At 48.7% G+C, this 23,541-nt stretch carries 22 protein-coding genes; 13 read left to right on the forward strand and 9 right to left on the reverse strand.

The annotated features are described in order from the left end of the window. Window positions 1–43: 43 nt before the first annotated feature. Together ACTS9Y_RS06285 and ACTS9Y_RS06290 are read right to left on the reverse strand one after the other, a co-directional pair. Window positions 44–1,510, reverse strand: coding sequence for a UdgX family uracil-DNA binding protein (locus ACTS9Y_RS06285; protein WP_442585115.1), 1,467 nt, complete (start codon window positions 1,508–1,510; stop codon window positions 44–46). 3 nt (window positions 1,511–1,513) lie between these two features. After that, on the reverse strand, window positions 1,514–2,752 hold the full coding sequence (locus ACTS9Y_RS06290; RefSeq protein WP_442585116.1) for a putative DNA modification/repair radical SAM protein: 1,239 nt from the start codon (window positions 2,750–2,752) through the stop codon (window positions 1,514–1,516). A gap of 245 nt (window positions 2,753–2,997) precedes the next feature. Between ACTS9Y_RS06290 and ACTS9Y_RS06295 the strand changes: the two genes are divergently transcribed. Continuing rightward, on the forward strand, window positions 2,998–3,618 hold the full coding sequence (locus ACTS9Y_RS06295; RefSeq protein ID WP_442585117.1) for a LexA family protein: 621 nt from the start codon (window positions 2,998–3,000) through the stop codon (window positions 3,616–3,618). Window positions 3,619–3,620: 2 nt separating this feature from the next. Further along, a complete protein-coding gene (locus ACTS9Y_RS06300) occupies window positions 3,621–4,499 on the forward strand; it encodes an alpha/beta fold hydrolase (protein WP_442585118.1) in 879 nt (292 codons plus the stop codon). A gap of 169 nt (window positions 4,500–4,668) precedes the next feature. Here ACTS9Y_RS06300 and ACTS9Y_RS06305 read toward each other — a convergent pair whose 3' ends face one another. Next, window positions 4,669–5,682, reverse strand: a complete 1,014-nt coding sequence (locus ACTS9Y_RS06305) for a phenylacetaldoxime dehydratase family protein (protein WP_442585119.1) — start codon at window positions 5,680–5,682, stop codon at window positions 4,669–4,671. A gap of 373 nt (window positions 5,683–6,055) precedes the next feature. On the opposite strand from ACTS9Y_RS06305, the gene ACTS9Y_RS06310 reads away from it, so the two are divergent. Continuing rightward, window positions 6,056–7,165 (forward strand): porin, encoded by a 1,110-nt coding sequence (locus ACTS9Y_RS06310; RefSeq protein WP_442585120.1) that lies wholly within the window; start codon window positions 6,056–6,058, stop codon window positions 7,163–7,165. Window positions 7,166–7,189: 24 nt separating this feature from the next. Here the strand turns inward: ACTS9Y_RS06310 and ACTS9Y_RS06315 are convergent, their stop codons facing one another. The 4 genes from ACTS9Y_RS06315 to dnaA form a co-directional block, all read right to left on the reverse strand. Then, window positions 7,190–7,735: a PepSY-associated TM helix domain-containing protein gene (locus ACTS9Y_RS06315; protein ID WP_442585121.1), complete on the reverse strand. Its 546-nt coding sequence runs from the start codon at window positions 7,733–7,735 to the stop codon at window positions 7,190–7,192. A 342-nt stretch (window positions 7,736–8,077) separates the two neighbouring features. Further along, the gene (gyrB, locus tag ACTS9Y_RS06320; protein ID WP_442585122.1) at window positions 8,078–10,483 is read right to left on the reverse strand and encodes a DNA topoisomerase (ATP-hydrolyzing) subunit B; all 2,406 of its coding nucleotides are present in this window, start codon (window positions 10,481–10,483) and stop codon (window positions 8,078–8,080) included. A 95-nt stretch (window positions 10,484–10,578) separates the two neighbouring features. Beyond that, window positions 10,579–11,682, reverse strand: a complete 1,104-nt coding sequence (gene dnaN / locus ACTS9Y_RS06325) for a DNA polymerase III subunit beta (RefSeq protein WP_442585123.1) — start codon at window positions 11,680–11,682, stop codon at window positions 10,579–10,581. A gap of 270 nt (window positions 11,683–11,952) precedes the next feature. After that, window positions 11,953–13,377, reverse strand: a complete 1,425-nt coding sequence (gene dnaA / locus ACTS9Y_RS06330; protein ID WP_442585124.1) for a chromosomal replication initiator protein DnaA — start codon at window positions 13,375–13,377, stop codon at window positions 11,953–11,955. A 339-nt stretch (window positions 13,378–13,716) separates the two neighbouring features. Between dnaA and rpmH the strand changes: the two genes are divergently transcribed. The 5 genes from rpmH to mnmE are packed head-to-tail and all read left to right on the forward strand — an operon-like array spanning window position 13,717 to window position 17,482. Next, window positions 13,717–13,851 (forward strand): 50S ribosomal protein L34, encoded by a 135-nt coding sequence (rpmH, locus tag ACTS9Y_RS06335; protein WP_018987191.1) that lies wholly within the window; start codon window positions 13,717–13,719, stop codon window positions 13,849–13,851. A gap of 45 nt (window positions 13,852–13,896) precedes the next feature. After that, window positions 13,897–14,241 carry a ribonuclease P protein component gene (rnpA, locus tag ACTS9Y_RS06340; protein ID WP_442585125.1) on the forward strand — a complete coding sequence of 115 codons (345 nt, stop codon included), beginning with the start codon at window positions 13,897–13,899 and terminating at the stop codon, window positions 14,239–14,241. Between the two features lie 14 nt (window positions 14,242–14,255). Further along, window positions 14,256–14,459 carry a membrane protein insertion efficiency factor YidD gene (gene yidD / locus ACTS9Y_RS06345; RefSeq protein WP_442585126.1) on the forward strand — a complete coding sequence of 68 codons (204 nt, stop codon included), beginning with the start codon at window positions 14,256–14,258 and terminating at the stop codon, window positions 14,457–14,459. Window positions 14,460–14,478: 19 nt separating this feature from the next. Beyond that, the gene (gene yidC, locus ACTS9Y_RS06350) at window positions 14,479–16,086 is read left to right on the forward strand and encodes a membrane protein insertase YidC (RefSeq protein WP_442585127.1); all 1,608 of its coding nucleotides are present in this window, start codon (window positions 14,479–14,481) and stop codon (window positions 16,084–16,086) included. Further along, a complete protein-coding gene (gene mnmE / locus ACTS9Y_RS06355) occupies window positions 16,076–17,482 on the forward strand; it encodes a tRNA uridine-5-carboxymethylaminomethyl(34) synthesis GTPase MnmE (protein ID WP_442585128.1) in 1,407 nt (468 codons plus the stop codon). Before yidC ends, mnmE begins: the two co-directional genes overlap by 11 nt. Window positions 17,483–17,493: 11 nt before the next feature. On the opposite strand, the gene ACTS9Y_RS06360 is transcribed toward mnmE, so the two are convergent. Both ACTS9Y_RS06360 and cycA read right to left on the reverse strand, forming a co-directional pair. Next, window positions 17,494–18,081 (reverse strand): cytochrome b/b6 domain-containing protein, encoded by a 588-nt coding sequence (locus tag ACTS9Y_RS06360; protein WP_442585129.1) that lies wholly within the window; start codon window positions 18,079–18,081, stop codon window positions 17,494–17,496. A 22-nt stretch (window positions 18,082–18,103) separates the two neighbouring features. Beyond that, window positions 18,104–18,538 (reverse strand): cytochrome c'', encoded by a 435-nt coding sequence (gene cycA, locus ACTS9Y_RS06365; RefSeq protein WP_442585130.1) that lies wholly within the window; start codon window positions 18,536–18,538, stop codon window positions 18,104–18,106. 222 nt (window positions 18,539–18,760) lie between these two features. Between cycA and mnmG the strand changes: the two genes are divergently transcribed. The 5 genes from mnmG (at window position 18,761) to ACTS9Y_RS06390 (ending at window position 23,528) form a co-directional block, all read left to right on the forward strand. Then, window positions 18,761–20,698: a tRNA uridine-5-carboxymethylaminomethyl(34) synthesis enzyme MnmG gene (mnmG, locus tag ACTS9Y_RS06370; RefSeq protein WP_442586911.1), complete on the forward strand. Its 1,938-nt coding sequence runs from the start codon at window positions 18,761–18,763 to the stop codon at window positions 20,696–20,698. Next, window positions 20,698–21,321: a 16S rRNA (guanine(527)-N(7))-methyltransferase RsmG gene (gene rsmG, locus ACTS9Y_RS06375; RefSeq protein ID WP_442586912.1), complete on the forward strand. Its 624-nt coding sequence runs from the start codon at window positions 20,698–20,700 to the stop codon at window positions 21,319–21,321. The genes mnmG and rsmG overlap by 1 nt, the downstream gene beginning before the upstream one ends. Beyond that, on the forward strand, window positions 21,321–22,079 hold the full coding sequence (locus tag ACTS9Y_RS06380) for a ParA family protein (protein WP_442585131.1): 759 nt from the start codon (window positions 21,321–21,323) through the stop codon (window positions 22,077–22,079). The genes rsmG and ACTS9Y_RS06380 overlap by 1 nt, the downstream gene beginning before the upstream one ends. Before the next feature lie 48 nt (window positions 22,080–22,127). Next, window positions 22,128–22,976: a ParB/RepB/Spo0J family partition protein gene (locus tag ACTS9Y_RS06385; RefSeq protein ID WP_442585132.1), complete on the forward strand. Its 849-nt coding sequence runs from the start codon at window positions 22,128–22,130 to the stop codon at window positions 22,974–22,976. A 159-nt stretch (window positions 22,977–23,135) separates the two neighbouring features. Further along, entirely contained in the window at window positions 23,136–23,528 is a 393-nt protein-coding gene (locus tag ACTS9Y_RS06390) for an ATP synthase subunit I (protein WP_442585133.1), read from the forward strand. Window positions 23,529–23,541: the final 13 nt, after the last annotated feature.

The following is a 23,541-nucleotide window of genomic DNA, read 5'->3' on the forward strand; positions in this document are numbered from 1 at the left end:
TGCACTTTTCAACAGGCTGCAACTACGGCCGTTCTATAAACCACTAAGCGGTTTTTATCACCATGCTGACCGCCAGTTTAAGGTCAGCCACCAGTTTTTCATATCGTAATTGCCTGGTTGCCGCATCCTGTGAGCGCAGGATATACGATGGATGGTAAGTCACTAGCGCCTGCCGGTTAGCGGCCAGCTGAAAAATTTTGCCGCGATTGGCTTCCATTTCTAGCGCCACGCCAGTGATGGCATGCGCGGCTACGGTCCCCAAAGCAATCACCACCTGTGGTTGCACAATTGTTATTTCCCCCTGCAACCACGGCAAATAGGTTTTGATATCGCCAACCCCAGGCAACATGCGTACACGCCGCGTGCCCTGCAACTTGAACTTGTAATGCTTGAGCGCGTTGGTCACATACGCCTCGGAACGTTGTATTCCCGCTTCCAGTAGCGCCTGATTCAGCAACTTACCGGCCGGGCCAACAAAGGGCTGCCCAGCCAGATCCTCATGCTCGCCAGGCTGTTCACCCAACAGCATGATCGTTGCTGACGCGGTCCCTACGCCAAAAACAGCGTGTGTGGCATGGACTGCCAGCGGGAATTCAGTTGTGGCCAGCATGCGCTCGTTCAACGCACGCAAGGCATCGCTAGGGTTGCTTGCGTCTATGTGCCGCTCAGGGCTGGCCTTTTTCGCGACATATTTCACGATCTTGCGTTGCGGCTCAGTCGGCGGGGCGATCATCATGTTGTCCATGCGTTTTGATGAATTCGCGATCAGCCCGGCGATCAAGGGGGCCTCCGGCAGGTTGCGCCAGTATTTTTTTGGCATTTGCGCCAGCATGGCTGATACCTTGAGCCGTGCCGGGTTAAAAATGCTGCGGTAATAAGCACGCCATAACTCTTCACCGGCATCTTCAGTCGGTGCGTCAGCTTTGCGGGCGCCTGGCCTGTAGCTCAGCGTTTTACCATCCCAGTGCATGCAGATGTCTGGCGTAAGTATAGACCAGCGCATATTGGTAAAACGCCCCGTGAAAAACGGCGCCGACGCCTGCACGATATGCTGGCTGGGCTCAAACCAGGCAATGAATTCGGGTTCTCCGCCCTCCATCTCTATCTCGCGAAAGCGCACAAACGCCTTCATTTTATGCAAGTCACGCCGGACGGCTTTAACCATGGCTTGTACTTTTGCCACATCAGGGTCAAATGAAACCTGTAGCAGTTTTGGCTCCTGTTGCAAACGCCACAACAGGCGGTACAACAACCCAAAGCGCGACGGGTCTCTATGCAGGATGGCCTTGCTGCACAGGTCAATGAAGTCGCGTGGGACCTTGAAGTCTGAGCCTGGGTTGCGTGGCTGGCTGTGCGCTGCATCAAACTCGGGAAGATCGAATAAACCACTCCGCTCTTCGCCTATCCGCCATTCCAGAGTCTCGGGGGCAATACTTTGCCCCAATAAGCCCCGCGCAGCCATGCGCCAGCCTTCAAAATCGGTTTCATGTGTCAGCCGGACGATCTGCATCTGCTAAACCGGCCCGAACAAGCCGAACTGTTGCGGTGTGATCACCTGCTGCACCTGCTGTTTCAGCTGTTGACTGTCCAGGCTGCGTCCGGGATGGTGATCCGGCAGCAAGACGAACGGCAGTACCTTTTTCAGCGACACGCGCAAACGGGCCAGGTCGTCATGCCGTATGGCGCGTACACGGCGGGCAGAAATAATGCGTGCAACGCTGGTCACGCCCAGCCCCGGCACCCGCAACAGCACGGCCTTGGGCGCACGGTTGAGATCTACCGGAAACTGCTCTCTGTGTTGCAGCGCCCAGGCCATCTTGGGGTCGACATCGAGATCCAGCATGCCATCCTGCCCGGTCACGATCTCATCTGTGTTAAAGCCATAAAACCGCAACAGCCAGTCGGCCTGGTACAACCTGTGCTCACGCACCAGCGGCGGCGCTTTCAGCGGCAACATTTTGCTGGCATCGGGGATAGGGCTAAAGGCCGAGTAATACACACGGCGCAAACGGTAGGCGCCGTAAAGGTTGGCGCTGGTATCGAGAATGGCGCGGTCATCAGTCGCATCAGCTCCGACGATCATCTGCGTACTTTGCCCGCCAGGCGCGAAACGCGGCGGCTTTTTGCCGGTCAGCGTCTTGTCTTTGCTCTCGTCTATTTTCAACCGCAAATGCCCCATGGAGCGGCGTATCGCCTGCCCGTCCTTCTCTGGCGCCAATGTGTGCAGACTGGCGATGGTCGGCAGCTCGACATTGATGCTGAGGCGGTCCGCATACAAACCGGCACGCGCCATCAGCTCCGGGCTGGCATCGGGGATGGTTTTGAGGTGTATATAGCCACGGAAATCATGCACCTCACGGAGTACGCGCGCGACTTCCACCACTTGTTCCATCGTGTAGTCCGGGTTGCGGATGATGCCCGAACTCAAAAACAACCCTTCAATATAATTGCGGCGGTAAAAACTCAAGGTGAGGTTGACCACCTCATCTACATTGAACCGCGCGCGCGGCACATTGCTGCTGACGCGGTTGACGCAATAGATGCAGTCGTAGACGCAAAAATTGGTCAGCAGGATTTTCAGCAGCGAAATACAGCGCCCATCTGGCGCGTAGCTGTGACATATACCCATGCCGGTGGTAGATCCTATGCCCTTGCCATCCGTCGAGGTGCGTTTATCCGTGCCGCTGGAAGCGCATGAAGCATCGTATTTGGCGGCGTCAGCCAGTATTTCGAGTTTTTGCTTGAGTTCCATAGGGGTCTTTATGCTAGGTACTTAATTCATTTAAATCTGGATAGCCTAATGGCTATTCAAATTCGTTTAAGCCACATTGGCAGTGTTGGTGTGATGGGTTAAAACACGACTGGTCTCTATCAGCCGCAAGTTCAGCGAGCGCAATTTAAATCTTAAGTAGTGAATAACGAGGTATCGCTAACGCATTCAAAAAATTATTTATTTATTGTAACAATAAAATAATTATTTTTGTTACAATAAAAATTATGAAAAAAGACGAACTGAAAATGACAGGCAGAAAACCCGGTTCCGGACGCAAGCCTGGCTCTGGTACTTTCCGTGAGGAAACCTCTGTTATCCGTATCCCAAATAGCCAAAAAGCTGTGATTGCTGATTTCCTTGAGGCCTATGCAAAAAAGCAACGCCTGCATGAGCTGAAAGATAATCTGGATGCGGTGGACGCATTCGCGCAACCTTCATCCACCACTGAAAGCATCAGCCTGCCCTTGTACCAATCCAAGGTACCGGCGGGGCTGCCATCTCCAGCTGACAACGATATCGAAGAACAGCTGGACCTGTACCAATACCTGATCGCCAATACCGATGACACCTTCTTTATCACGATACAGGGTGAATCGATGATAGAAGTCGGCCTCATGCCGGGCGATAAAGCCATTGTGCAAAAGCGCAAGCAACCGGTTATGGGCGATATCGTGCTAGCGATGATAGATGGAGAATTCACAGTAAAAACCCTGGCCAAACAATCGAACGGCTTGCCCAAACTATTGCCTGCTAACTCTTCCGGCAGATACAGCCCTATCCTGATTCAAACTCGCATGGAGTTTCAGATCTGGGGTGTAGTCACCGGTTCTTTCAGAAAGTTTTGATCATGACACGCAAAAACATTATTTCGACCAGCTGGGCTAATGGCGTTTGCCGGGCCAACGATATCAATATCAATTATCTGCGCACAGGTGGCAACAAGCCGCCTTTAATCGCACTGCATGGTTTGGCGGGCAGCGGCGCCTGCTGGTCGCAACTGGCACGTGCACTTGAGAAAGACTATGACGTGATCATGCCTGATGCCAGAGGCCATGGCTTATCGAGTGCGCCACAGCATGGCTATACCTATCAGGACCATGCCAATGATGTCATCGAACTGATCAGGACATTGGGCATTAAATCTCCCTACCTGCTTGGCCACTCCATGGGCGGTATGACCGCTGCCATGGTGGCAAGCCGTTTGGGCTTTGCGATCAGTGGCCTGGTGTTAGCTGACCCGACTTTTATCAGCCCGGAATGGCAAGAAGGCGTGTATGAAAGCGGTGTGGTTGAGCAGCATCTGCAACTACTGAAATCAACCAAGGAAGCGCTTTTTAAGGAAGCAAAAGCCAAACATAGATACCGTTCGTCTGAACTAATCGAGCATATTGTTCAAGCCAGGTTACAGACTAACGTGAAAGCTTTTGATGTGCTGATTCCGCCCAACCCGGAGTTTGAGGAATTGATCCGCAATGTGTATGTGCCAACGCTATTGGTGCTTGGCAGCGAAGGGATTGTGTCTGCTGAAACAGCACGTGCGTTGCACAGACTTAACCCGGACCTGCAATACAAATTGATTCCTGATGCCGGGCATGGCCTGCCCTATGATGAACCGGCTCGTCTGGCCGCGGCTGTGGATGCTTTTTTAAAGCCAGCGGCTACCTCTGTCAGGCGTGTTAAAACGCAAACCAGGGTCAATCCCTTTATAGCATCCTTTGCTTTTTAGTAGCACGCATGTTGCTTAGATACTGATTTGAGCGCAGATGCATCATGGTTGGCGCTAGCCATCATGGCGATAAAATTAAAACACTGACCCTGGATCAGTTGCTTATTATTTTATCGCCATGGTATGTGAGACTACACTCAATCGCCGCGTTTAGACCCAGCCAGTCCTGCTAGGCAGCGATTTCATTCAAACCATTAAGTAATCCGGTGTTGGGATGGCAATTGATATACTCATAAGATTGCTCATCCGCTTTAAGCACTGAAACCTCATGATAAAGCCGCAAGTTCAACTCCGACTCCAGTTCCTGAACGATTCTGATAAAGGTGCCAAAAATGGCTAAATGCGTGGGGTGCGATTTTGACCAGTGTTCAAGGTCTGCCAGTGACCGCCAGAAACTCACACCAAAGCTTTTTTCCAGTATCTGGCCTTTGCTATCCGCATGCCGCATGTAGCGGTTGGTGTAGCAGCCAATCTCAAGCCCGTCATGATGCAGAAAATCCATGCCTTTGCGCAAGGTAGGTTCCATTTCATTCAGATATAAAGCGCGCTCTTTGCCTTCGGTCGCTATCCAGTTCTGTCCTGAACGTATGACGGCCAGATTTTCATGCCCTGCCAGTTTGATGCGCTGCTTGCTCTGGTCAAACACTGCGCCAGCCGCGAGGCTTTCCTTAGTGACCAGCGCATCTGTTTGCGCAGAAGGCAGGCGGTCACGCATGGAACCCCAGTAGCCATGTTCCTGGATTTCGCCACTGATATCGCCCATCACCACTCCTATGCCTTCAAGCGAATCTGGCGTACTAAATGCGGTTTCAAAATTCTCTACCCGCGGCATTAAGATTTCACGGAAATAACCTAACTCGTCTTTTAAACGTTCATCCGATTGCCACCAGTCTTCAATCTCGGCATTTGCCTGCCATTGCGTGTATTTTTCCGGACTATCCCAATAGGCAATGACGATCATATTTTCAAAGTTGGCAGCGTCTTTAAATTGGGTAATGTCGTAATGCTGTGGCCCATTCGCAACAGCGAAGCTACGCAGATACTGACCCAAGACGGCGCAGGCCTTACCATGCAATTCCTGTTTGCTGAATTGAACCCCAAAATAACCCATCACCACTTGCTTCAAATCTGTGCCGGCACGGGCGGCCCACATGGGAAAAGCAGGCTCGTAGCCCTCTTCCATGTTTCTGCTCACAGTTCGTGGACATTGTAAGTGCGCATCAATGGCTGATTCCATTTTGAAAATCCTCTGTATTCATAATGAAGAGAGTGAAATACAATTAATCTTTGTAAACCCGCTGTCGTTACAGTATTGTTGTCTTCAGACAGTCTTCAAAGGAGTAATGTATGTTCACGGTCGCTAGGTAAGCAAAATGATTACCCTGCAATTAAATATACAGAAAGGTCTGTTCACTTGCAATAAAAACTCTTTGGTAGGCAACGCTTGGTTTTTTATATGTATGTATGCGTGGTTAATTAAATACCATTCAAAAAACTTATTTCTTTTCTAGAATAATGACGACTTCAAAGAAGTGATTCGTTTATAAGGATATAGCGTGAGTAAATCCCCTCTCCATTTTTTCTCTCATGGTGGCTTGCTGGCAATTTCATTGCTGGCCAATGATTGCTTGTCGGAAGATTTACAAAATCTAAGTGAGCCCAGGTTTAAGGCCAGTGGCTATCTTGAGTCGTATTACAGCAAGGATTTTAACCAGCCTTCAGTACAGAAAAGGCCTCCATTTATCTACAGCTATAACCAGGATGATAGCCTGCAGGTTAACCTAGCTCTTGTCAAAGCTGACATCACTGCCAGTCATTTCAGGGCGCATCTGGGGGTTGCCTCCGGTACCTATATGAAAGCGAATTATGCTGCCGAGAATCGCACTTTGCAGCATCTGTATGAAGCCAATGTGGGTATTAAACTTTCAGATCAGCACGACATCTGGCTGGATGTGGGTCTGATGCCTGCACACATTGGTTTTGAGAGTGCGATCGGCGCTGAAAACTGGACCCTAACCAGAAGCATGATGGCAGACAACTCGCCCTATTTTGAGACGGGTGCAAAACTTTCCTACACCAGTGCAGATGGCAAATGGTATGTCAGCGGCTTGCTGTTGAATGGCTGGCAACGGGTGCATCGGCCGGATGGCAACAGCACGCCTTCGCTTGGCCATCAGATCACCTACAGGCCCAATGACAGGCTGACCATCAATAGCAGCTCATTCATAGGCAACGACAAATCAGATGCCGATCGCCAGATGCGCTACTTTCATAATCTGTTTGCGCAGGTGCAGCTGGATGACCACTGGTCTATGCTGGCGGGGTTTGATATCGGCGCTGAGCAACGCCTGGATGACAAGGGCCGCTACAATGTCTGGTACACGCCTAACCTGATCTTAAGATACCGTTATTCAGACCAATTAAGCATGGCTGCACGGGCAGAATATTACCAGGACAAGCAAGGCGTGATAGTCAGCACCGACACGCCCAATGGTTTTAAAACCCAGGGTTACTCAGTCAATATGGATTATCAGCTCTACCCTTCCATACTGCTGCGGGCAGAGCTGCGCCAGTTCGTCAGCAAAGACCGTATTTTTCAGAAAGACGATAACGATTTTTCCAGCCGCAGCTTACTGGCTACCACCGCCCTGGCTATCAGTTTCTGATAAACACTTGCCCTGATTCAGGCGCTAGGCAAACATCGTCTGCATGGCAATGCCGATGATGGCTGCAACAGAGCTTAAGAAGATAAGCGCGCCCACTGTTTTCCTGCGGTTCAGCTCTGTCCACAGCAATATGCCCGTCAGGGAGAGCAAAATCATGCTGCCGCCAATACTGTCAGCTAACAACACCCAGCCCACCCCTGCGCCATTCGCTCTATGGAAATTATTCAGTGCGCCCACCCACGTTTCGTCAGTGCGTTTGATTGTGACTATATTGGCACCCACCCAGTAATCAGCAACGACTTTATATTGTGGTGCCACGAAACGAATATCCCAATGCTCGGGCTGTTTTACATCCTGTCCATGCCAGGCGACGGTTTCTGCCTTGTCTTTTTTGACACGTGGCTCCCTATCCATAGATAACTCATTACGCAACCAGGCACCCATTGCTTTAGGGTTTTTCATGGCGGCCTCAGGGACGACCATTTGAATCTGGTTGGATGCTGGTTGCTCTAGCTCAATCTTTAAAACTGTACGGTGGTTATGAATAATGCCAGTTACACCGAACAGCACCAAGAATCACCCCCCACAGGCCTAGCCAGCCGTGGATATCCCGCAATCACTTCAAAAAAGTGCTTCGGCGAGAGCGCTGCCCGGTTTTACCAGGCAAGCTTTTAGCTTTATGGGTAATGGTGGATGTGGTCATATTTATTTAAACAAATAATTAGTCTTTAAAAATTGAGAGATTGAGATTGGTTCACAATGCGGAGTCATGCAAAGCCAGGTAGACATTTCCGCTTTGGAACTGCTAGCCTCCGCGCAAATTTTTCGCTAGATCAGATAAAAAAGGCCCCTTTTCAGGGGCCTTAAATTTAAACTTATCGAAGATTCAGATACTCATCTGAACCTGAAAACTTAAATATCCAGAGAACTCACGCTGAGTGCATTGCTTTCAATAAACGCACGACGTGGTTCCACATTATCGCCCATCAGGGTAGTGAAAATCTCATCAGCGCTGATGGCATCATCAATTTGCACTTTCAGCAGGCGGCGTACTTTAGGATCCATGGTGGTTTCCCACAATTGTTCCGGGTTCATCTCGCCCAGGCCTTTATAACGCTGAATATTCAGGTTATGTCTGGCTTCGCCTAACAACCAATCCAGTGCTTGTTTAAAGGTGCTGACTTTTTGCTCTTTCTCACCACGTTTGATCAAAGCGCCTTCACCAAGCAGGTTGTTGACCATTTGTGAGGTACGGTTGATCTGGCGGTAATCGCCACTGCTTAAGAACTCAGCATCGATGACGCAGCTTTGCAGGTTGCCGTGTACGTATTTATTCACTTCCAGGCGATAGGCGCTGGTTTCAGTATCCTGCGCCACAATCACTTCAGAACCAATCGCACCCAGAATAGGACGCAATTTTTCGGCAGCGGCATTGGCAGCGACTTCTGTATTCAATTCAAGGTCACCAAGATCCTGAATGGCGCGCAGCACGCTTTCGTCATACAGGTTGGCAATACGGCGGATCACCGCTTCTGTCAGCACCATTTGTTTGGCAATGCTGTTCAGTGCGTCATCCTTCAAGGTGTTGCCACCTTCGCGTGTCAACAATTCGGCGCCTTTTAAAGCGGAGTTCAGCAGGTACTCATCCAGCTCATGCTCGTCTTTCAGGTAACGCTCATCGCGCCCCTGTTTGACTTTGTACAGCGGTGGTTGTGCAATGTAGATATGACCGCGTTCTACCAGTTCTGGCATTTGGCGATAGAAGAAGGTCAGCAGCAAAGTACGAATGTGGGCACCATCCACGTCAGCATCGGTCATGATGATAATGCGGTGATAGCGCAGCTTTTCAACATTGAAATCCGCTTTGCCTATGCTGGTACCCAGTGCGGTAATCAATGTCGCAATTTCTTGAGAGCCTAACAGTTTGTCAAAACGCGCTTTTTCTACGTTAAGGATCTTACCTTTGAGTGGCAGGATGGCCTGGTTTTTACGGTCACGGCCTTGTTTGGCAGAACCGCCCGCGGAGTCACCCTCGACCAGGTAGATTTCGCACAGTGCCGGGTCTTTTTCCTGGCAATCAGCCAGTTTTCCTGGCAAGCCCATGGTGTCCATGACACCTTTACGACGGGTGATTTCACGCGCCTTACGGGCGGCTTCACGCGCACGTGCAGCTTCTACGATTTTGCCACAGACGATTTTCGCATCGATAGGGTTTTCAGCCAGAAACTCTGCCAGTTTAGCGGATACAATTTCAGAAACGACTGGTTGCACTTCACTGGAAACCAGTTTGTCTTTGGTTTGTGAGGAGAACTTGGGATCCGGCACCTTGACCGACAAGACACAGGTAATGCCTTCGCGCATATCGTCGCCTGTGGTTTCCACTTTGGCTTTTTTAGCGAATTCGTTTTGCTCGATGTACTGGTTAAGCGTACGTGTCATCGCCGTGCGCAAACCGGTTAAATGCGTACCGCCATCACGTTGCGGAATATTGTTGGTGAAACACTGTACGGTTTCTGAATAACTGTCGTTCCATTGCATGGCCACTTCGACGGTCATATTGTCTTTTTCGCTGACCGCGTAAAACACTTTTGGGTGTAATACGGTTTTGCTACGGTTCATGTACTCAACGAAGCCTTTAATGCCACCGCTAAAAGCAAAATTTTCTGACTTGCCGGTGCGCTGGTCGATCAACTCGATTTTAACGCCGTTATTCAGAAAAGACAGTTCACGGATACGTTTGGCCAGGATCTCAAAGTGGTATTCAACCAGTACAAAAGTATCTACAGAAGCCAGGAAGTGCACTTCGGTGCCCTTTTTATCAGTCGTACCTGTCACCGCCAACGGCGCTTGTGGCACACCTCTATGGAATTCCATCTGGTGTACCTGGCCTTTGCGGTAGATCTTCAGTCTCAGCCAATCAGACAAGGCATTTACGACAGACACACCCACTCCATGCAGGCCGCCAGAAACTTTGTAAGAGTTCTGGTCGAACTTACCACCGGCATGCAATTCAGTCATGACGATTTCAGCGGCTGAACGCTTGGGTTCGTGCTTATCGTCGTCTTTGACATCGGTTGGGATACCGCGACCATTATCAGAAATACTGATGGAATTATCCGGGTGAATAATGACTTTAATGTCATCGCAATGGCCAGCCAGTGCCTCATCAATCGCATTATCCAGCACTTCAAACACCATATGGTGCAAGCCGGAACCGTCTGACGTGTCACCGATATACATGCCTGGACGCTTACGTACCGCATCCAAACCTTCTAAAATCTTGATACTGTCTGAGTTATATTCTTGTGGCTGTGCCATAACAAAAGTTTCTTTAATGAGATTAAAAGACGACTGAAACCAATAGCAACCGTGTTTCACGTGAAACACGGAAAGCCATTATTGGTAACCTTGCATTATATGCGCATTGGCATCACAACGTATTTATAGTTGGCATCGCTTGCCGTGGTGATCAGGCAACTGCTGTTGGCATCGGCAAAGGCAAACTGGATGTTTTCATCGCCGAGGTTATTGAGTACATCAATCAGGTAAGTGACATTAAAGCCAATATCCAGTGCAGCTTTGCTGTAATTGATATCGAGTTCTTCTTCAGCTTCCTCCTGCTCGGTGTTGGTACTGATCAGCTTGAGCTGACCATCGGTAATCACCATGCGGATGCTGCGATATTTCTCGTTAGACAGGATAGAGGCACGTTGCAATGCACTCAAAATCTCCTGGCGATTCACTTCAAATGTGTTCTGGTGACCATTTGGAATGACACGGTTGTAATCAGGGAATTTACCGTCTATCACTTTGCTGATCAGTTGAATATCACCAAATTCAAAACTGACCTGGCCATTCAATAAATCAATCACCACTGGTGAATCAGATTGATCATCCAGCAACTTGGTCAATTCAAGCACAGTCTTGCGTGGCAGGATCACTTCTGTTTTTTCAAACTCCTGGTCCAGGGTAGTATTGGTGTAGCTTAAACGATGGCCGTCAGTACCCACCACATGCAACTGGTTGCCTTGTACTTCCAGCAGCAAACCATTCAGGTAATAACGGATATCCTGCTGCGCCATAGCGAATTCAACCTGTTTCAACAGGCGTTTCAATTCAGATTGTGCCAGGCTGAAACTGATGTTCTGGCCGCTGGCCTTACTCATTAATGGATAATCGGCAGATGGCAACGTTTGCAGGTTAAACCGGCTTTTGCCCGCTTTCAGCGTGATGCGATTATCCTGGTTATTCATTTCGATTGCCGTGTTCTCAGGCAATGAGCGACAGATATCCAGTAATTTTTTAGCAGAAATCGTCGTGCTCAGTTCACCTTCTACGCCACTATTCACTTTCAGTGAAATCTGCATTTCCAGATCTGTCGCTGTCAAATGCATTTCCTGCTGTCTGATGTTGATCAACAAGTTAGAGAGAATAGGTAACGTATGTCTGCGTTCAACGATTCCAGTGACATTGTTAAGTGGTTTAAGCAATACTTCACGGCTGATTTTGATTTGCATGGCCTGACCTGATTAATAACTTTATTTCAATATATAAAAGATAAGATTAATAGTAATGTAGCATTTATTTGTGGGTAACTAAAAAAACCATTTATATTCAAATACTTGCTACCCATTTAACTTGTGTATAAATTGCGGTTTAAACATGCATAGTTTGTGGCTGATATTGTAAACCGATTTTATCCTGTCTATACGCAATATTTAAACACACTTCATTCGCACCTTATCCACAGCTTTTGTTTTTGCATTTTATTGCATTAATCCTTAATACTAATCTCTAATGACTTGCGTTAAAAAACCGATATCGCGTGCCAGGGTCTGGTCATTTAAGCGATGTTGCTCGATTTCATCACAGGCGTGCATCACCGTTGTATGGTGACGTCCGCCAAAAGCTTCACCGATCTCGGGAAAGCTGTGATTGGTTAACTCTCTTGCCAGCGACATTGCCACCTGACGAGGCCTGGCGACATTACGCGAACGTTTTTTGCTGAACATATCGCTGACTTTGATCTTGTAATAGTCAGCCACGGTTTTCTGGATATTTTCTATCGTGATCTGGCGACCACGCACCGCGATCAGGTCACGTAAGGCATCTTTAGCCAGGTGCACATCAATCGCATGCCCGGTAAAGTTGGCCATGGCAATAATACGGTTCAAGGCGCCTTCGAGCTCACGTACGCTGGAGCGGATCTGTTTGGCGACAAAAAACGCGACATCTTCATGCAGGTTGATCTTCAGCGTCTCGGCTTTTTTGCGCAGAATAGCCACGCGCATTTCCAGTTCCGGTGGTTCCACCGCGACCGTCAGGCCCCAGCTGAAGCGTGTGCGCAACCGTTCATCCATATCCACGATTTCTTTGGGATAGGTATCGCAGGTGATGACGATCTGCTTCTTTTCTTCGATCAGCGTATTAAAGGCATAAAAAAACTCTTCTTGCGTGCGTGTTTTTTTGGCAAAGAACTGAATATCATCAATCAACAGCAAATCCAGCGAGTGATATTGTCGCTTAAACTCATCAAACGCCTTGTTTTCATAGGCCTTCACTACGTCTGATACATAGCGTTCAGCATGCAGGTAACGGATATTGGCTTCCGGTTTGATTTTTTTCAGTTCATTACCAATCGCTTGCAGCAAATGCGTTTTGCCTAGGCCCACCCCGCCATAAATAAACAAAGGGTTATAGGCTTCACCAGGGTTACCCGCGACTTGTACCGCCGCTGCGCGCGCTAACTGGTTGGCACGTCCGGTGACATAGTTATCAAACAGAAAGCTGTTATTGAGGCCGCTACTTTTTTCGGCCTTGATATTTTTAACTGGTGCCCGGCTAGGTAAAGGTTTTTTCTCAACGGGTTTTTCAGTTTGCCTGGGCTGGCTTTTTGCAACTGGCGCTGCACTGGCAGTAGTGGGCGTGCTATCGATGGCTGAGGAAGCATTTACAAGCGCAGGCTCAGTTTGCAAAATGCTGCTATCGACAATCAGTTCAACCACCACTGTATTGGATAATTCGAGGGCAATAGTCTCAATACGGTTAAAGAATTTGCTTTTAACCCACTGCATGACAAACTTGTTGGGCGCAACAATTTGCACAGCCTGACCATTCACGCGTGCACGCAGGGGTTTAATCCAGGTATTGTATTGCTGTGCGGATAGTTCCTGTTCGAACTTCAGCAGGCAATGTGCCCAAAAGTTTTCCATTGCTCCAGTATTTTCAATGTATGCAAAATGCTTGCTCCGGCCTGTCAGCCTGGGAGAAGTTTGCGTTTGTTATTTCGTTATGTGCCAGGAAAGAGTGGCAGAAGTGGGAATCAAAGCTGTTTGATAGACTGATTCACTGGGAACATTCTAAACGTTTTGACAGGAGTTATCCACAGCCTTAGACTAGATAAATATAAAAAAAATCATTGACATACCTAGCGCAATTCATGTTTAATTAAGGGTTTTTGAAATCGGCAAATTTCAGCTGCGAAATCAGCGGGGCCGAAACAGATTTTAATTGTCGGGATTTACTTCCCTACTTGGCGCAGGAGCTAAATAATGAAACGTACCTACCAACCATCTAAAACCCGTCGTGCACGTACCCATGGCTTTCTTGTACGTATGAAAACCAAAGGTGGCCGTGCAGTGATTGCTGCTCGCCGTGCTAAAGGCCGTAAACGCCTGGGTCTGTAATCCCGGCGCTGCATTGCTTTGCCAATGCATGACAGTCTACCAGCCATGACATTGTATAAGCTTAGAAAAACGGATGAATTTTCATCCGTTTTTACTTTCAGGAAACGCTTATATGGCGAGTGGTTGCTGGTCAATATTAAACCTAACCAGCAAGAACTCAATCGCTATGGTTTAGTCGTACCCAAGAAAATCGCCAAGCTGGCGGTGAAACGTAATTATATGAAGCGGGTATTGCGCGAATTGTTAAGAAATCAACCTTCTTCAACAACAAGCGGTTATGATGTGGTGCTTCAGGTGCGCAAGACTTTTCAGCATGCAGATTTTCAAGCAGTACAACGCGATTTGTCGGTATTGCTGAACAAGCTAAAAAAACCTTCTACAGTTTCCTGATAACGCTGATGAAAATGGTACTGATTACTTTGATAAAGTGTTACCAGTGGGGGCTGAGTCCCTGGCTTGGCCGTCAATGCCGTTTTCATCCAACCTGTTCACACTATGCGATCGAAGCTTTACAGCGCTATGGCGCCTTTAAAGGCTCGCGGCTGGCATTGGCCCGAATTGGCCGTTGTCACCCCTGGCATCCTGGTGGTGTAGACCCTCTTCCTTGACTTGTAAAAACGAAACCTTATGGATACTCGCCGTTTAATTCTGTTCGTCATTTTTTCTTTTTCCATCATGCTGCTATGGGATGCCTGGCAAAAGGAACATGTACCTGAAGCACCAGCCACGCAAACTGCGGCGACGCCTCAAGGCGCACCAGCTGATAAACCATTGGAAAATGGTGGTTTCAGCCTGAAAAAGGGCGAGCGTATTTCAGTCAAAACCGACAGGTATGCTGCCGTGATCGACACAGTCGGTGGCGATCTGCGTCAATTATCTCTGCTTGAGCATAAAGCCGATGATAACTCCGGCCCTTATGAGCTGATGAGTGATCAGAGCAAAGAAAAACTGTATGTCGCACAGTCCGGCCTGAAAGGCGATGGCCTGCCTACGCATTACGAGACGTTTACAGCCGCGAATACCAGTTATGTGATGCAGGAGAGTGAAAACTCACTGGAAGTGCGTTTAACCGCGCCGGAAACCAATGGTGTGGCGGTCGACAAGATTTATACTTTCCACCGTGGCCAATACCAGATCGATGTCCGTTACGAGATTAAAAACAATAGCGAAAAAGCGATTTCGCCTTCAGTGTATTATCAGATCATCCATGATAGTGAGTCCAATCAAGGCTCCAAAATGATGCCTACCTTTACCGGTGGCGCTTATTTCACCGAGGCGGATAAATATAACAAGGTCAAATTCGATGAAATGGCCAAAAAAGACGTTTCTATCAATGCCAAAGATGGCTGGGTCGGCCTGGTACAACATTATTTTGTCAGTGCCTGGATCCCGCAATCCAAAGCTGAACGCAAGTTTTACACAACGAAACTGAGTGAACAGGATTACTCGATAGGCACCATTTTGCCTGTGGGCGAGATTGCTGCTGGCGCGACTAAAACCATAGATGCCAAGTTATTCAGTGGCCCGCAGGAACAAGATGATCTGGAAGCTGCTGCACCAGGTATGGAGTTCGTGGTTGATTACGGCATTCTCACCATTATCGCCAAGCCGCTGATGTGGTTGCTGACGCATATCTATGACCTGGTGAAAAACTGGGGTATTGCAATCATTATCCTGACAGTGCTGATCAAGGCTGCCTTCTTCAAACTGTCTGCATCCGGCTACCGTAATATGGCCCACTTGCGTGAAATGGCGCCGCGCATGCAGGCACTGAAAGACAAATTTGGCGACGATAAGCAAAAGCTGCAACAAGCCATGATGGAAATGTATCGCACCGAGAAAATCAACCCGATGGGTGGTTGCTTGCCTATCCTGGTGCAGATCCCGGTGTTTATTTCCCTCTATTGGGTGTTGCTGGGTTCCGTGCAGCTACGTCATGCACCCTTCTTTGGTTGGATCCAGGATTTGTCAGCTACCGACCCTTACTTTATTTTGCCTATCCTGATGGGCGCAACCATGATTATTCAAACCACTTTGAATCCACCGCCTACGGACCCGATTCAAGCCAAGGTGATGAAAATCATGCCGGTGCTGTTTAGTGTGTTCTTCTTCTTCTTCCCCGCCGGCCTTGTGCTGTACTGGTTGGTGAACAACATTCTTTCTATCTGGCAACAATGGGCGATCAACCGCATGATCCATGCCGAGACGGTCGCTAAAAAAGGAAATGGTAAATAGTCAGCCATCGGGTGATCTTCAGCCGGCTAACCTAGCGAAGGACCAATCTGCGCCAGGTTCAAGCACTGAAACCATAGCAGCCATTGCCACCGCCCCTGGTGCTGGTGGTATAGGCGTTGTAAGGGTATCCGGGCCTTTAGCTGTGCGGATTGCCGAGCAAGTGCTCGGCCACTGCCCTGCCCCGCGGCATGCGGCTTATTTGCCTTTTTACCATGCAGACAACAGTCTGATCGATCGTGGTATCGCGATTTATTTCCCCAACCCGAATTCTTATACCGGCGAAGATGTGCTGGAGCTACAAGCACATGGCGGTACAGCGCTCATGCAAATCCTGCTAGCGCGCTGTATTGAATGTGGCGCACGCCATGCAGTTGCCGGTGAGTTTACCCAACGCGCATACCTGAACGATAAACTCGACCTGGCACAGGCAGAAGCAGTCGCTGACCTGATTAACGCTGCTACAGCGGAAGCTGCGCGCAGTGCAGTACGTTCCTTATCCGGTGAGTTTTCCCACGCCATACAGGCTTTATTGCAGCAACTGATAGACTTGCGCATGTATGTTGAGGCTTGCTTGGATTTCCCTGAAGAGGATATCGATTTTATCAGCCAGGGTCGTGTGCTGGAAAAGCTGCAGGCTAATCAGCAAACTTTGCTCACTATTTACCAACGTGCAAAACAAGGCGCCCTGCTACGCGAAGGTATGAATGTCGTGCTGATAGGCCAGCCTAATGTCGGTAAGTCCAGTTTGCTCAATGCACTGTCAGGTGAAGATGTGGCTATTGTGACGCCCATCGCCGGGACTACCCGCGATACCATCAAAAGTGTCATTCAAATCGAAGGTGTGCCTTTACATATCATAGACACAGCGGGTTTGCGTGATACCGAAGATGTTGTGGAGCAAGTTGGTATAGAGCGCACCTGGAAAGCCATTGAAACCGCGCAAGTGGCCTTATTGTTAGTGGATAGCCAGCATGGAATTGGGCCCTATGAAACAGGCATTTTGCAGCAGTTACCTGCGCAAGTAGAAAAAATATGGGTGCATAACAAAATAGATGTTTCACGTGAAACATCGCGTGTCGAAAATCGTGAAAATGAGACACACCTGTTTTTATCAGCCAAGACAGGCTTAGGTATTGACGCCCTGCAAAAAACGCTTCTGAAAATTGTGGGTTATCAGCCAGGTAATGAGGGTGTTTTTATGGCGCGCGCCCGACACCTTCAGGCTTTGCAAGAGGTAGATTCACATTTACAGCAGGCAGTTAAGCAAATGCATGCTGCCGAATTGATTGCCGAAGAGTTGCGTAGCGCTCAAGAGGCGCTGGCTTCCATCACTGGTGAATTTACTCCTGACGATTTACTGGGTGAGATTTTTAGCCGCTTTTGTATCGGCAAATAAAAAAACCCGCTTTAGCGGGTTTTTTTTCGTCTGGGGAATGGTGTATTTCTTTTGCTGAAGCGCTCATCAATACTACACACGCGTTTACTGCCAGTGATCATGGCCCAGATCAAGTTATCCTTATGAATAAAGCTTTCAAACAATACGCCCAGAACATGAATGACAACTACGCCTAACCAGGTCCAAGTGACGTAATGATGGATCACTTGGGCTAGCGCATCATCAATAAATCCCCAGCCGCTGTTATAAACGATACAACCTGAACCCACCGCCAAAATACCTAGTCCCAGCATGGCGTAGATTGCAATCGAGCCTACAGGGTTATGGCCAACATAATGCCTGGCAGTCCCTTTAAGCAGTTTGAATAAATGTTTCACTGCCCAGACGGGGTTTAAGGGAAAGCTCTGGAAATTGGCGTAGCCGGTAGCGACTACGCCCCAAATAATACGCGCAACGATTAAGGTACCAGCGACATAGCCCGCATAAGCATGGTGCAGTCTATCCCACATGGAACTGTGGGTATAAAACGCATAAGCGAAAGCCGCCACCAGGGACCAGTGGAAGATCCGGATAAATGGATCCCATACGTAGCGTAGCATTCCGCTTGTTATCTCGGCTTGATTATTTGGTTGGTTTGGTTTCAGTCAATAAGTAGGCGATAAAGTTGGCTTTTTCTGCCGGTGCGCAATCTGCGCCCAGAATATCGTTGCAGTGTTTAGTGAACTCTTCTTCTACTTTATCCAGGTCGGTAAAGCGTTTGGTATTCACACGTGGCGCCAAAGGTGGGATTTCCTTATTCGTCACAATGTTTTTACCAATGTTCGCGGGATTATTGGTATGGCATGAAGCACAAGCTGCTTCTTTACCACTTGGTGTCTGGAACTTGCGGTTAAAAAAGATCTTGCCGTCGGTGATAGATGGCGCTTGATAAGTTGGGTTTACTGAGTGAGCGATATTGGTATATTTGTAGACCAGTTTTTCAGCGTTGGTGACATCTGCCAGTGCGTGCACAGAAAAAAGTACCCCGAATACAGCAATTATTGTTTTAAATTTCATGGTAAGAGCTCCTTGGTTATTATTGAGACAAATTTTAGTATTTTTATGTTAAATAATTATGGCCTGCGTGTAATTGATTTGTATTAAACCGTTATTAATTTGTATTAAAACGCTGCTCAAGTGTAACTAAGATGTGATTATGGTGTGAATTAAAATGACCACCAGCCTAGTTTACGCTAAAATCACAACTCTTTTTAAATCAAATAGTTCAATCACTTTATGATGGATTTCCCTGATAAATTCGATGTCATCGTTGTTGGCGGCGGCCATGCCGGTACCGAGGCGGCGCTGGCTGCTGCGCGCATGGGACAAAAAACCCTGCTGCTGACCCATAACATCGAAACATTAGGGCAGATGTCATGCAACCCTTCTATTGGTGGTATCGGTAAGGGCCACCTGGTAAAAGAGGTGGATGCGCTTGGCGGCGCCATGGCTGCAGCCACCGATATCGGTGGCATTCAGTTCCGTATCCTAAATTCGAGTAAAGGCCCGGCGGTACGTGCAACACGTGCACAAGCTGACCGTATTCTATACAAAGCCGCCATACGTCATAAACTGGAAAATCAGACGAACCTGTGGCTGTTTCAGCAAGCGGTTGACGATATTATTTTAGAAGGCGAAAAGGCGGTAGGCGTGGTGACGCAGATCGGTCTGCGCTTTCATGCAAAATCGGTTGTACTTACAGCTGGTACTTTTTTGGGTGGCTTGGTGCATGTCGGTTTGCAAAATTACAGTGCCGGACGCGCCGGAGACCCGCCAGCTATTTCGCTGGCTGCCAGGTTGCGTGAAATCGGTCTCCCGGCCGGCCGCCTTAAAACGGGCACCCCACCCCGCATTGATGGGCGCACGATTAATTACAGTGTGATGACAGAGCAGCCTGGGGATACACCGGTGCCGGTGTTTTCATTTTTGGGTAATGTGGTGCAGCATCCGCAGCAATTGCCTTGCTGGATCACCCATACCAACCAGCTGACGCATGACATTATCCGCAGTGGCCTGGATCGCTCACCTATGTATACAGGGGTCATTGAAGGCGTGGGCCCGCGTTATTGCCCTTCTGTTGAAGATAAAATACACCGCTTTGCCGATAAAGAATCGCACCAAGTATTTCTGGAACCTGAAGGATTGACAACGCATGAGATTTATCCAAACGGTATTTCTACCAGTTTGCCGTTTGATATCCAGTTATCGCTAGTGCGTTCAATCCGTGGATTGGAAAATGCACACATCTTGCGCCCCGGATATGCCATAGAATATGACTACTATGACCCAAGAGGGTTGAAATCGACTCTGGAAACCAAAACCGTCAAGGGCTTGTTTTTTGCCGGACAAATTAATGGTACTACCGGTTACGAGGAAGCGGCTGCGCAGGGTTTGCTCGCGGGTGCAAATGCGGCACTTTATGCACAGGAGAAAGAAGGTTGGTGCCCTTCCCGCGAACAAGCTTATCTTGGCGTGTTGGTTGATGACCTGATTACCACCGGTGTGAATGAGCCTTATCGCATGTTTACCAGCCGTGCAGAATATCGTTTGCAGTTGCGTGAAGACAATGCCGATATGCGTCTCACAGAAATCGGCCGCAAATTAGGCTTGGTAGATGACGCACGCTGGGAAGCTTTTAGTAAAAAGCAGGAAATGGTTGAGCGAGAACAAGCAAGGTTAAAGCAAACTTATTTGCAGCCCGAGGGTGGGCAGGTGAATAGCAGCAGTCAAAACAGGATTGTTTCACGTGAAACACAAGTAGCTGTTTTTGGTAAAGCGTTGGAGCATGAGTATTCTCTGTTTGAATTATTGCGTAGGCCGGAAATTAGTTACCAATCGCTATTAGATATTGTGCCCTCCCCTGAAATATTGGCTGATGATGTCATTGAACAGGTTGAGATAGCTGCCAAATACCAAGGCTATATAGATAGGCAGAACGAAGAGATCGCGCGCCAGAAGAACAGTGAGCATATAAAATTGGGCGATGTGATTGATTACAATGATGTGCATGGCCTGAGCAATGAGGCGCGCCAGAAACTGCTCATGCAACAACCAGAGACGATAGGCCAGGCCAGTCGCATCCAGGGCATTACGCCAGCGACCATCTCTTTGTTGTTAGTGTATATCAAGCGCAAACATAAAAAGCAAAGTCACTCTGGCGATATCGCCGCCGCATGATGACATTAGCGTCACAATTAGCCGCCGGTGTGCAGGCACTGGGTCTGGAGTCTGTTGTTTCTGACGAGATGCAGGCAAAATGTCTGGCGTATATCGCCCTGCTGCAAAAGTGGAACAAGGTATACAACCTGACCGCAGTACGCGACCCGCAGGAAATGCTAAGCCTGCATATACTGGATAGCCTGAGCGTATTGCCGCATATACAATCCGGTCGGTTGCTGGATGTTGGCAGTGGTGGCGGTTTGCCCGGGTTGATCATTGCCATTACCCGCCCGGATGTGCAGGTAACCACTATCGACACTGTGCAGAAAAAAGCCATTTTTATGCGCCAGGTAAAAGCTGAGTTGGGCTTAAGCAATGTGGAGGTGGTGCATGGACGCGTGGAAGCCTATCAGCCGCCCTCGCCTTTTGACCAGGTTATTTCCAGGGCGTTTTCAGACATCGCTTTATTCAGGCGCCTGACCATGCACCTTATTGTTGCACATGGCCGCTGGCTAGCCATGAAGGGTGTGGTGCCTGATGAAGAGTTGCAACTGGCGAGCGTCATCCCTTCTGAAATTATTCGTTTGCAAGTGCCCAACCTGCAAGCGGAAAGACATTTAATTGTGTTTGAGAATTCATAATGAAAATAATCGCGATCACCAATCAAAAAGGTGGCGTTGGCAAAACCACTACCTGTGTCAATCTGGCAGCCAGCCTGGCGGAGCACGGTAAAAAAGTGCTGTTGGTCGATCTGGATCCGCAAGGCAATGCCAGTACCGGTAGTGGCATAGATAAAGCGCATTTAAAAGATAGTATTTACCAGGTGCTGATCGGCAATAAAACTTTGCAAGAGGTGATCCTGCATGCGGAAGCGGCAAAGTTTGATGTCGCACCATCGAATCGCGATCTGGCAGGTGCCGAGGTGGAGCTGGTCAATGAAATGGCGCGCGAGACACGATTAAAAAACGCCCTGCTCAAGCTGGGCGACAGCTATGATTATGCTTTGCTAGACTGCCCGCCTTCGCTCAATCTGGTGACGGTAAACGCGTTGACGGCGGCTCATTCGGTCATGATTCCCATGCAATGCGAGTACTATGCACTGGAAGGATTGTCAGACCTGGTCAATACCATCAAGAAAGTGCGCGCTCACTTAAACCCGATACTGGAAATCGAAGGCCTGCTGCGTACCATGTTTGATAACCGCAATATGTTGGCGCAACAGGTGTCGGCACAACTGGTTAGCCATTTCGGCAAAAAAGTCTATCAGACCATTATCCCGCGTAATGTGCGCCTGGCAGAAGCGCCTAGTTATGGCATGCCGGTGTTGTTATACGACCGAGCCTCCAAAGGTGCGCAGGCCTACCTGGAACTAGCGCAAGAACTGATCCAGAAGAATTAATTTTTTACCTACACTTTTCACAGACATTTAACACAAGGAATCAGCAGTATGGTTAAACTCAAAGGACTCGGACGTGGACTTGATGCATTGTTATCCGGTGATGTAGAAACCATCGCGCAATCGGACACCTTGCGTACACTGCATGTGAGCCAGCTCCAGCCGGGCAAATATCAGCCGCGTTCATACATGAACGAAGAGGCTTTGCAAACACTGGCCGATTCCATACGCACGCAGGGCATCATGCAACCTATCCTAGTGCGTGAGATCGCCGAAGACAAATTCGAGATCATCGCCGGTGAACGCCGCTGGCGTGCGTCACAAAAAGCCGGGCTGACTGAAGTGCCGGTATTGGTGCGCGAGATTGCCGATGAAGCCGCACTGGCGATGGCATTGATCGAAAACATCCAGCGCGAAAATCTGAACCCGCTCGAAGAAGCCATGGGCATCAAGCGCCTGATCGATGAATTCGACATGACGCATGAAAAAGCTGCTGAAGCGGTCGGCCGTTCGCGGGTGGCTGTATCCAACTTATTACGTTTGCTGACACTGACGCCCATGGTGCAGGATATGCTGCTGGATAACCAGATCGATATGGGTCACGCCAGGGCGCTGGTAGGTGTGGAGCCGGCGCAGCAGATACTGTTAGCCAATAAAGTGGTACAGGATGGCTTGTCTGTGCGTGAAGTCGAACGTTTGATGCAGCAGGCACCGGGCGGGAAAAAGAAAGCAAAGGAAAGCGAACAGCCGGATATCGCAAGCCTGCAAACCCAATTAAGCGAGCAGTTGGGCGCAGGCGTGAATATCAGTGCAAAAACCAATGGTTCCGGCGTACTGAAACTGAGCTATGCGAATTTAGACCAGCTGGATGATTGGATAGCAAAACTCACGGGCAAATAAGCAAAAGTTTCGGCAAAAAGCAAAATTTTAGACTGGTATAGGATTTTTCCAGCACATTCAGGCAGTTAACTCGTGTTGAAAGCTTGACTTAACCCGGTGAATAATTCAAAATCTCGCGTCTTTGTAGCAATTTGCCTTGATTTTTTGCAGTTAAACCCCATGACCACACCGGAAACCAGCCTCTCCGACGCACAAATGTATCGCAATATGCTGCGTTGGCAAGTGATGGCAACGGCTGTTGTGACAATCGCAGCGGGTTTGATTTCCGGATTGCCCGCAGGTATTTCAGCATTGTTTGGTGGCGTAGCGGTCATCGTCGGTGCCTGGTTTGCCGCAAGAATCGCAGCAAGAAGCCAGTCGAAAACGCAAGCAACAGATGTACTGTTGAATTTGCTCAAGGCTGAAGCAGTAAAAATTCTGATTATCGCCATTATCTTACTGGCGGTATTCAAGTTGTATCAATCGTTGGTGCCGTTTGCACTGATTGCAGGTCTGGCAGCCGCGGCCCTCTTCTCGGGCGCTGCGCTGGCAAAATCGCAAACCCCTGTGTAGACACGTTTATTTA

It is taken from the genome of Methylophilus sp., from assembly GCF_052173275.1.
Lineage (GTDB): Bacteria > Pseudomonadota > Gammaproteobacteria > Burkholderiales > Methylophilaceae > Methylophilus.

Excerpts from the sequence above, each read along its gene's own strand:
- mnmE (WP_442585128.1), top strand. The coding sequence starts at position 16,076 with ATGGTAAATAGTCAGCCATCGGGTGATCTTCAGCCGGCTAACCTAGCG.
- dnaA (WP_442585124.1), bottom strand. The coding sequence starts at position 13,377 with ATGGAAAACTTTTGGGCACATTGCCTGCTGAAGTTCGAACAGGAACTA.
- rpmH (WP_018987191.1), top strand. The coding sequence starts at position 13,717 with ATGAAACGTACCTACCAACCATCTAAAACCCGTCGTGCACGTACCCAT.
- yidD (WP_442585126.1), top strand. The coding sequence starts at position 14,256 with ATGGTACTGATTACTTTGATAAAGTGTTACCAGTGGGGGCTGAGTCCC.
- ACTS9Y_RS06390 (WP_442585133.1), top strand. The coding sequence starts at position 23,136 with ATGACCACACCGGAAACCAGCCTCTCCGACGCACAAATGTATCGCAAT.
- yidC (WP_442585127.1), top strand. The coding sequence starts at position 14,479 with ATGGATACTCGCCGTTTAATTCTGTTCGTCATTTTTTCTTTTTCCATC.
- ACTS9Y_RS06385 (WP_442585132.1), top strand. The coding sequence starts at position 22,128 with ATGGTTAAACTCAAAGGACTCGGACGTGGACTTGATGCATTGTTATCC.
- ACTS9Y_RS06305 (WP_442585119.1), bottom strand. The coding sequence starts at position 5,682 with ATGGAAGAGGGCTACGAGCCTGCTTTTCCCATGTGGGCCGCCCGTGCC.
- ACTS9Y_RS06380 (WP_442585131.1), top strand. The coding sequence starts at position 21,321 with ATGAAAATAATCGCGATCACCAATCAAAAAGGTGGCGTTGGCAAAACC.
- ACTS9Y_RS06295 (WP_442585117.1), top strand. The coding sequence starts at position 2,998 with ATGAAAAAAGACGAACTGAAAATGACAGGCAGAAAACCCGGTTCCGGA.
- rsmG (WP_442586912.1), top strand. The coding sequence starts at position 20,698 with ATGACATTAGCGTCACAATTAGCCGCCGGTGTGCAGGCACTGGGTCTG.
- ACTS9Y_RS06360 (WP_442585129.1), bottom strand. The coding sequence starts at position 18,081 with ATGCTACGCTACGTATGGGATCCATTTATCCGGATCTTCCACTGGTCC.
- dnaN (WP_442585123.1), bottom strand. The coding sequence starts at position 11,682 with ATGCAAATCAAAATCAGCCGTGAAGTATTGCTTAAACCACTTAACAAT.
- ACTS9Y_RS06300 (WP_442585118.1), top strand. The coding sequence starts at position 3,621 with ATGACACGCAAAAACATTATTTCGACCAGCTGGGCTAATGGCGTTTGC.
- ACTS9Y_RS06285 (WP_442585115.1), bottom strand. The coding sequence starts at position 1,510 with ATGCAGATCGTCCGGCTGACACATGAAACCGATTTTGAAGGCTGGCGC.
- mnmG (WP_442586911.1), top strand. The coding sequence starts at position 18,761 with ATGGATTTCCCTGATAAATTCGATGTCATCGTTGTTGGCGGCGGCCAT.
- ACTS9Y_RS06290 (WP_442585116.1), bottom strand. The coding sequence starts at position 2,752 with ATGGAACTCAAGCAAAAACTCGAAATACTGGCTGACGCCGCCAAATAC.
- gyrB (WP_442585122.1), bottom strand. The coding sequence starts at position 10,483 with ATGGCACAGCCACAAGAATATAACTCAGACAGTATCAAGATTTTAGAA.
- cycA (WP_442585130.1), bottom strand. The coding sequence starts at position 18,538 with ATGAAATTTAAAACAATAATTGCTGTATTCGGGGTACTTTTTTCTGTG.
- rnpA (WP_442585125.1), top strand. The coding sequence starts at position 13,897 with ATGACATTGTATAAGCTTAGAAAAACGGATGAATTTTCATCCGTTTTT.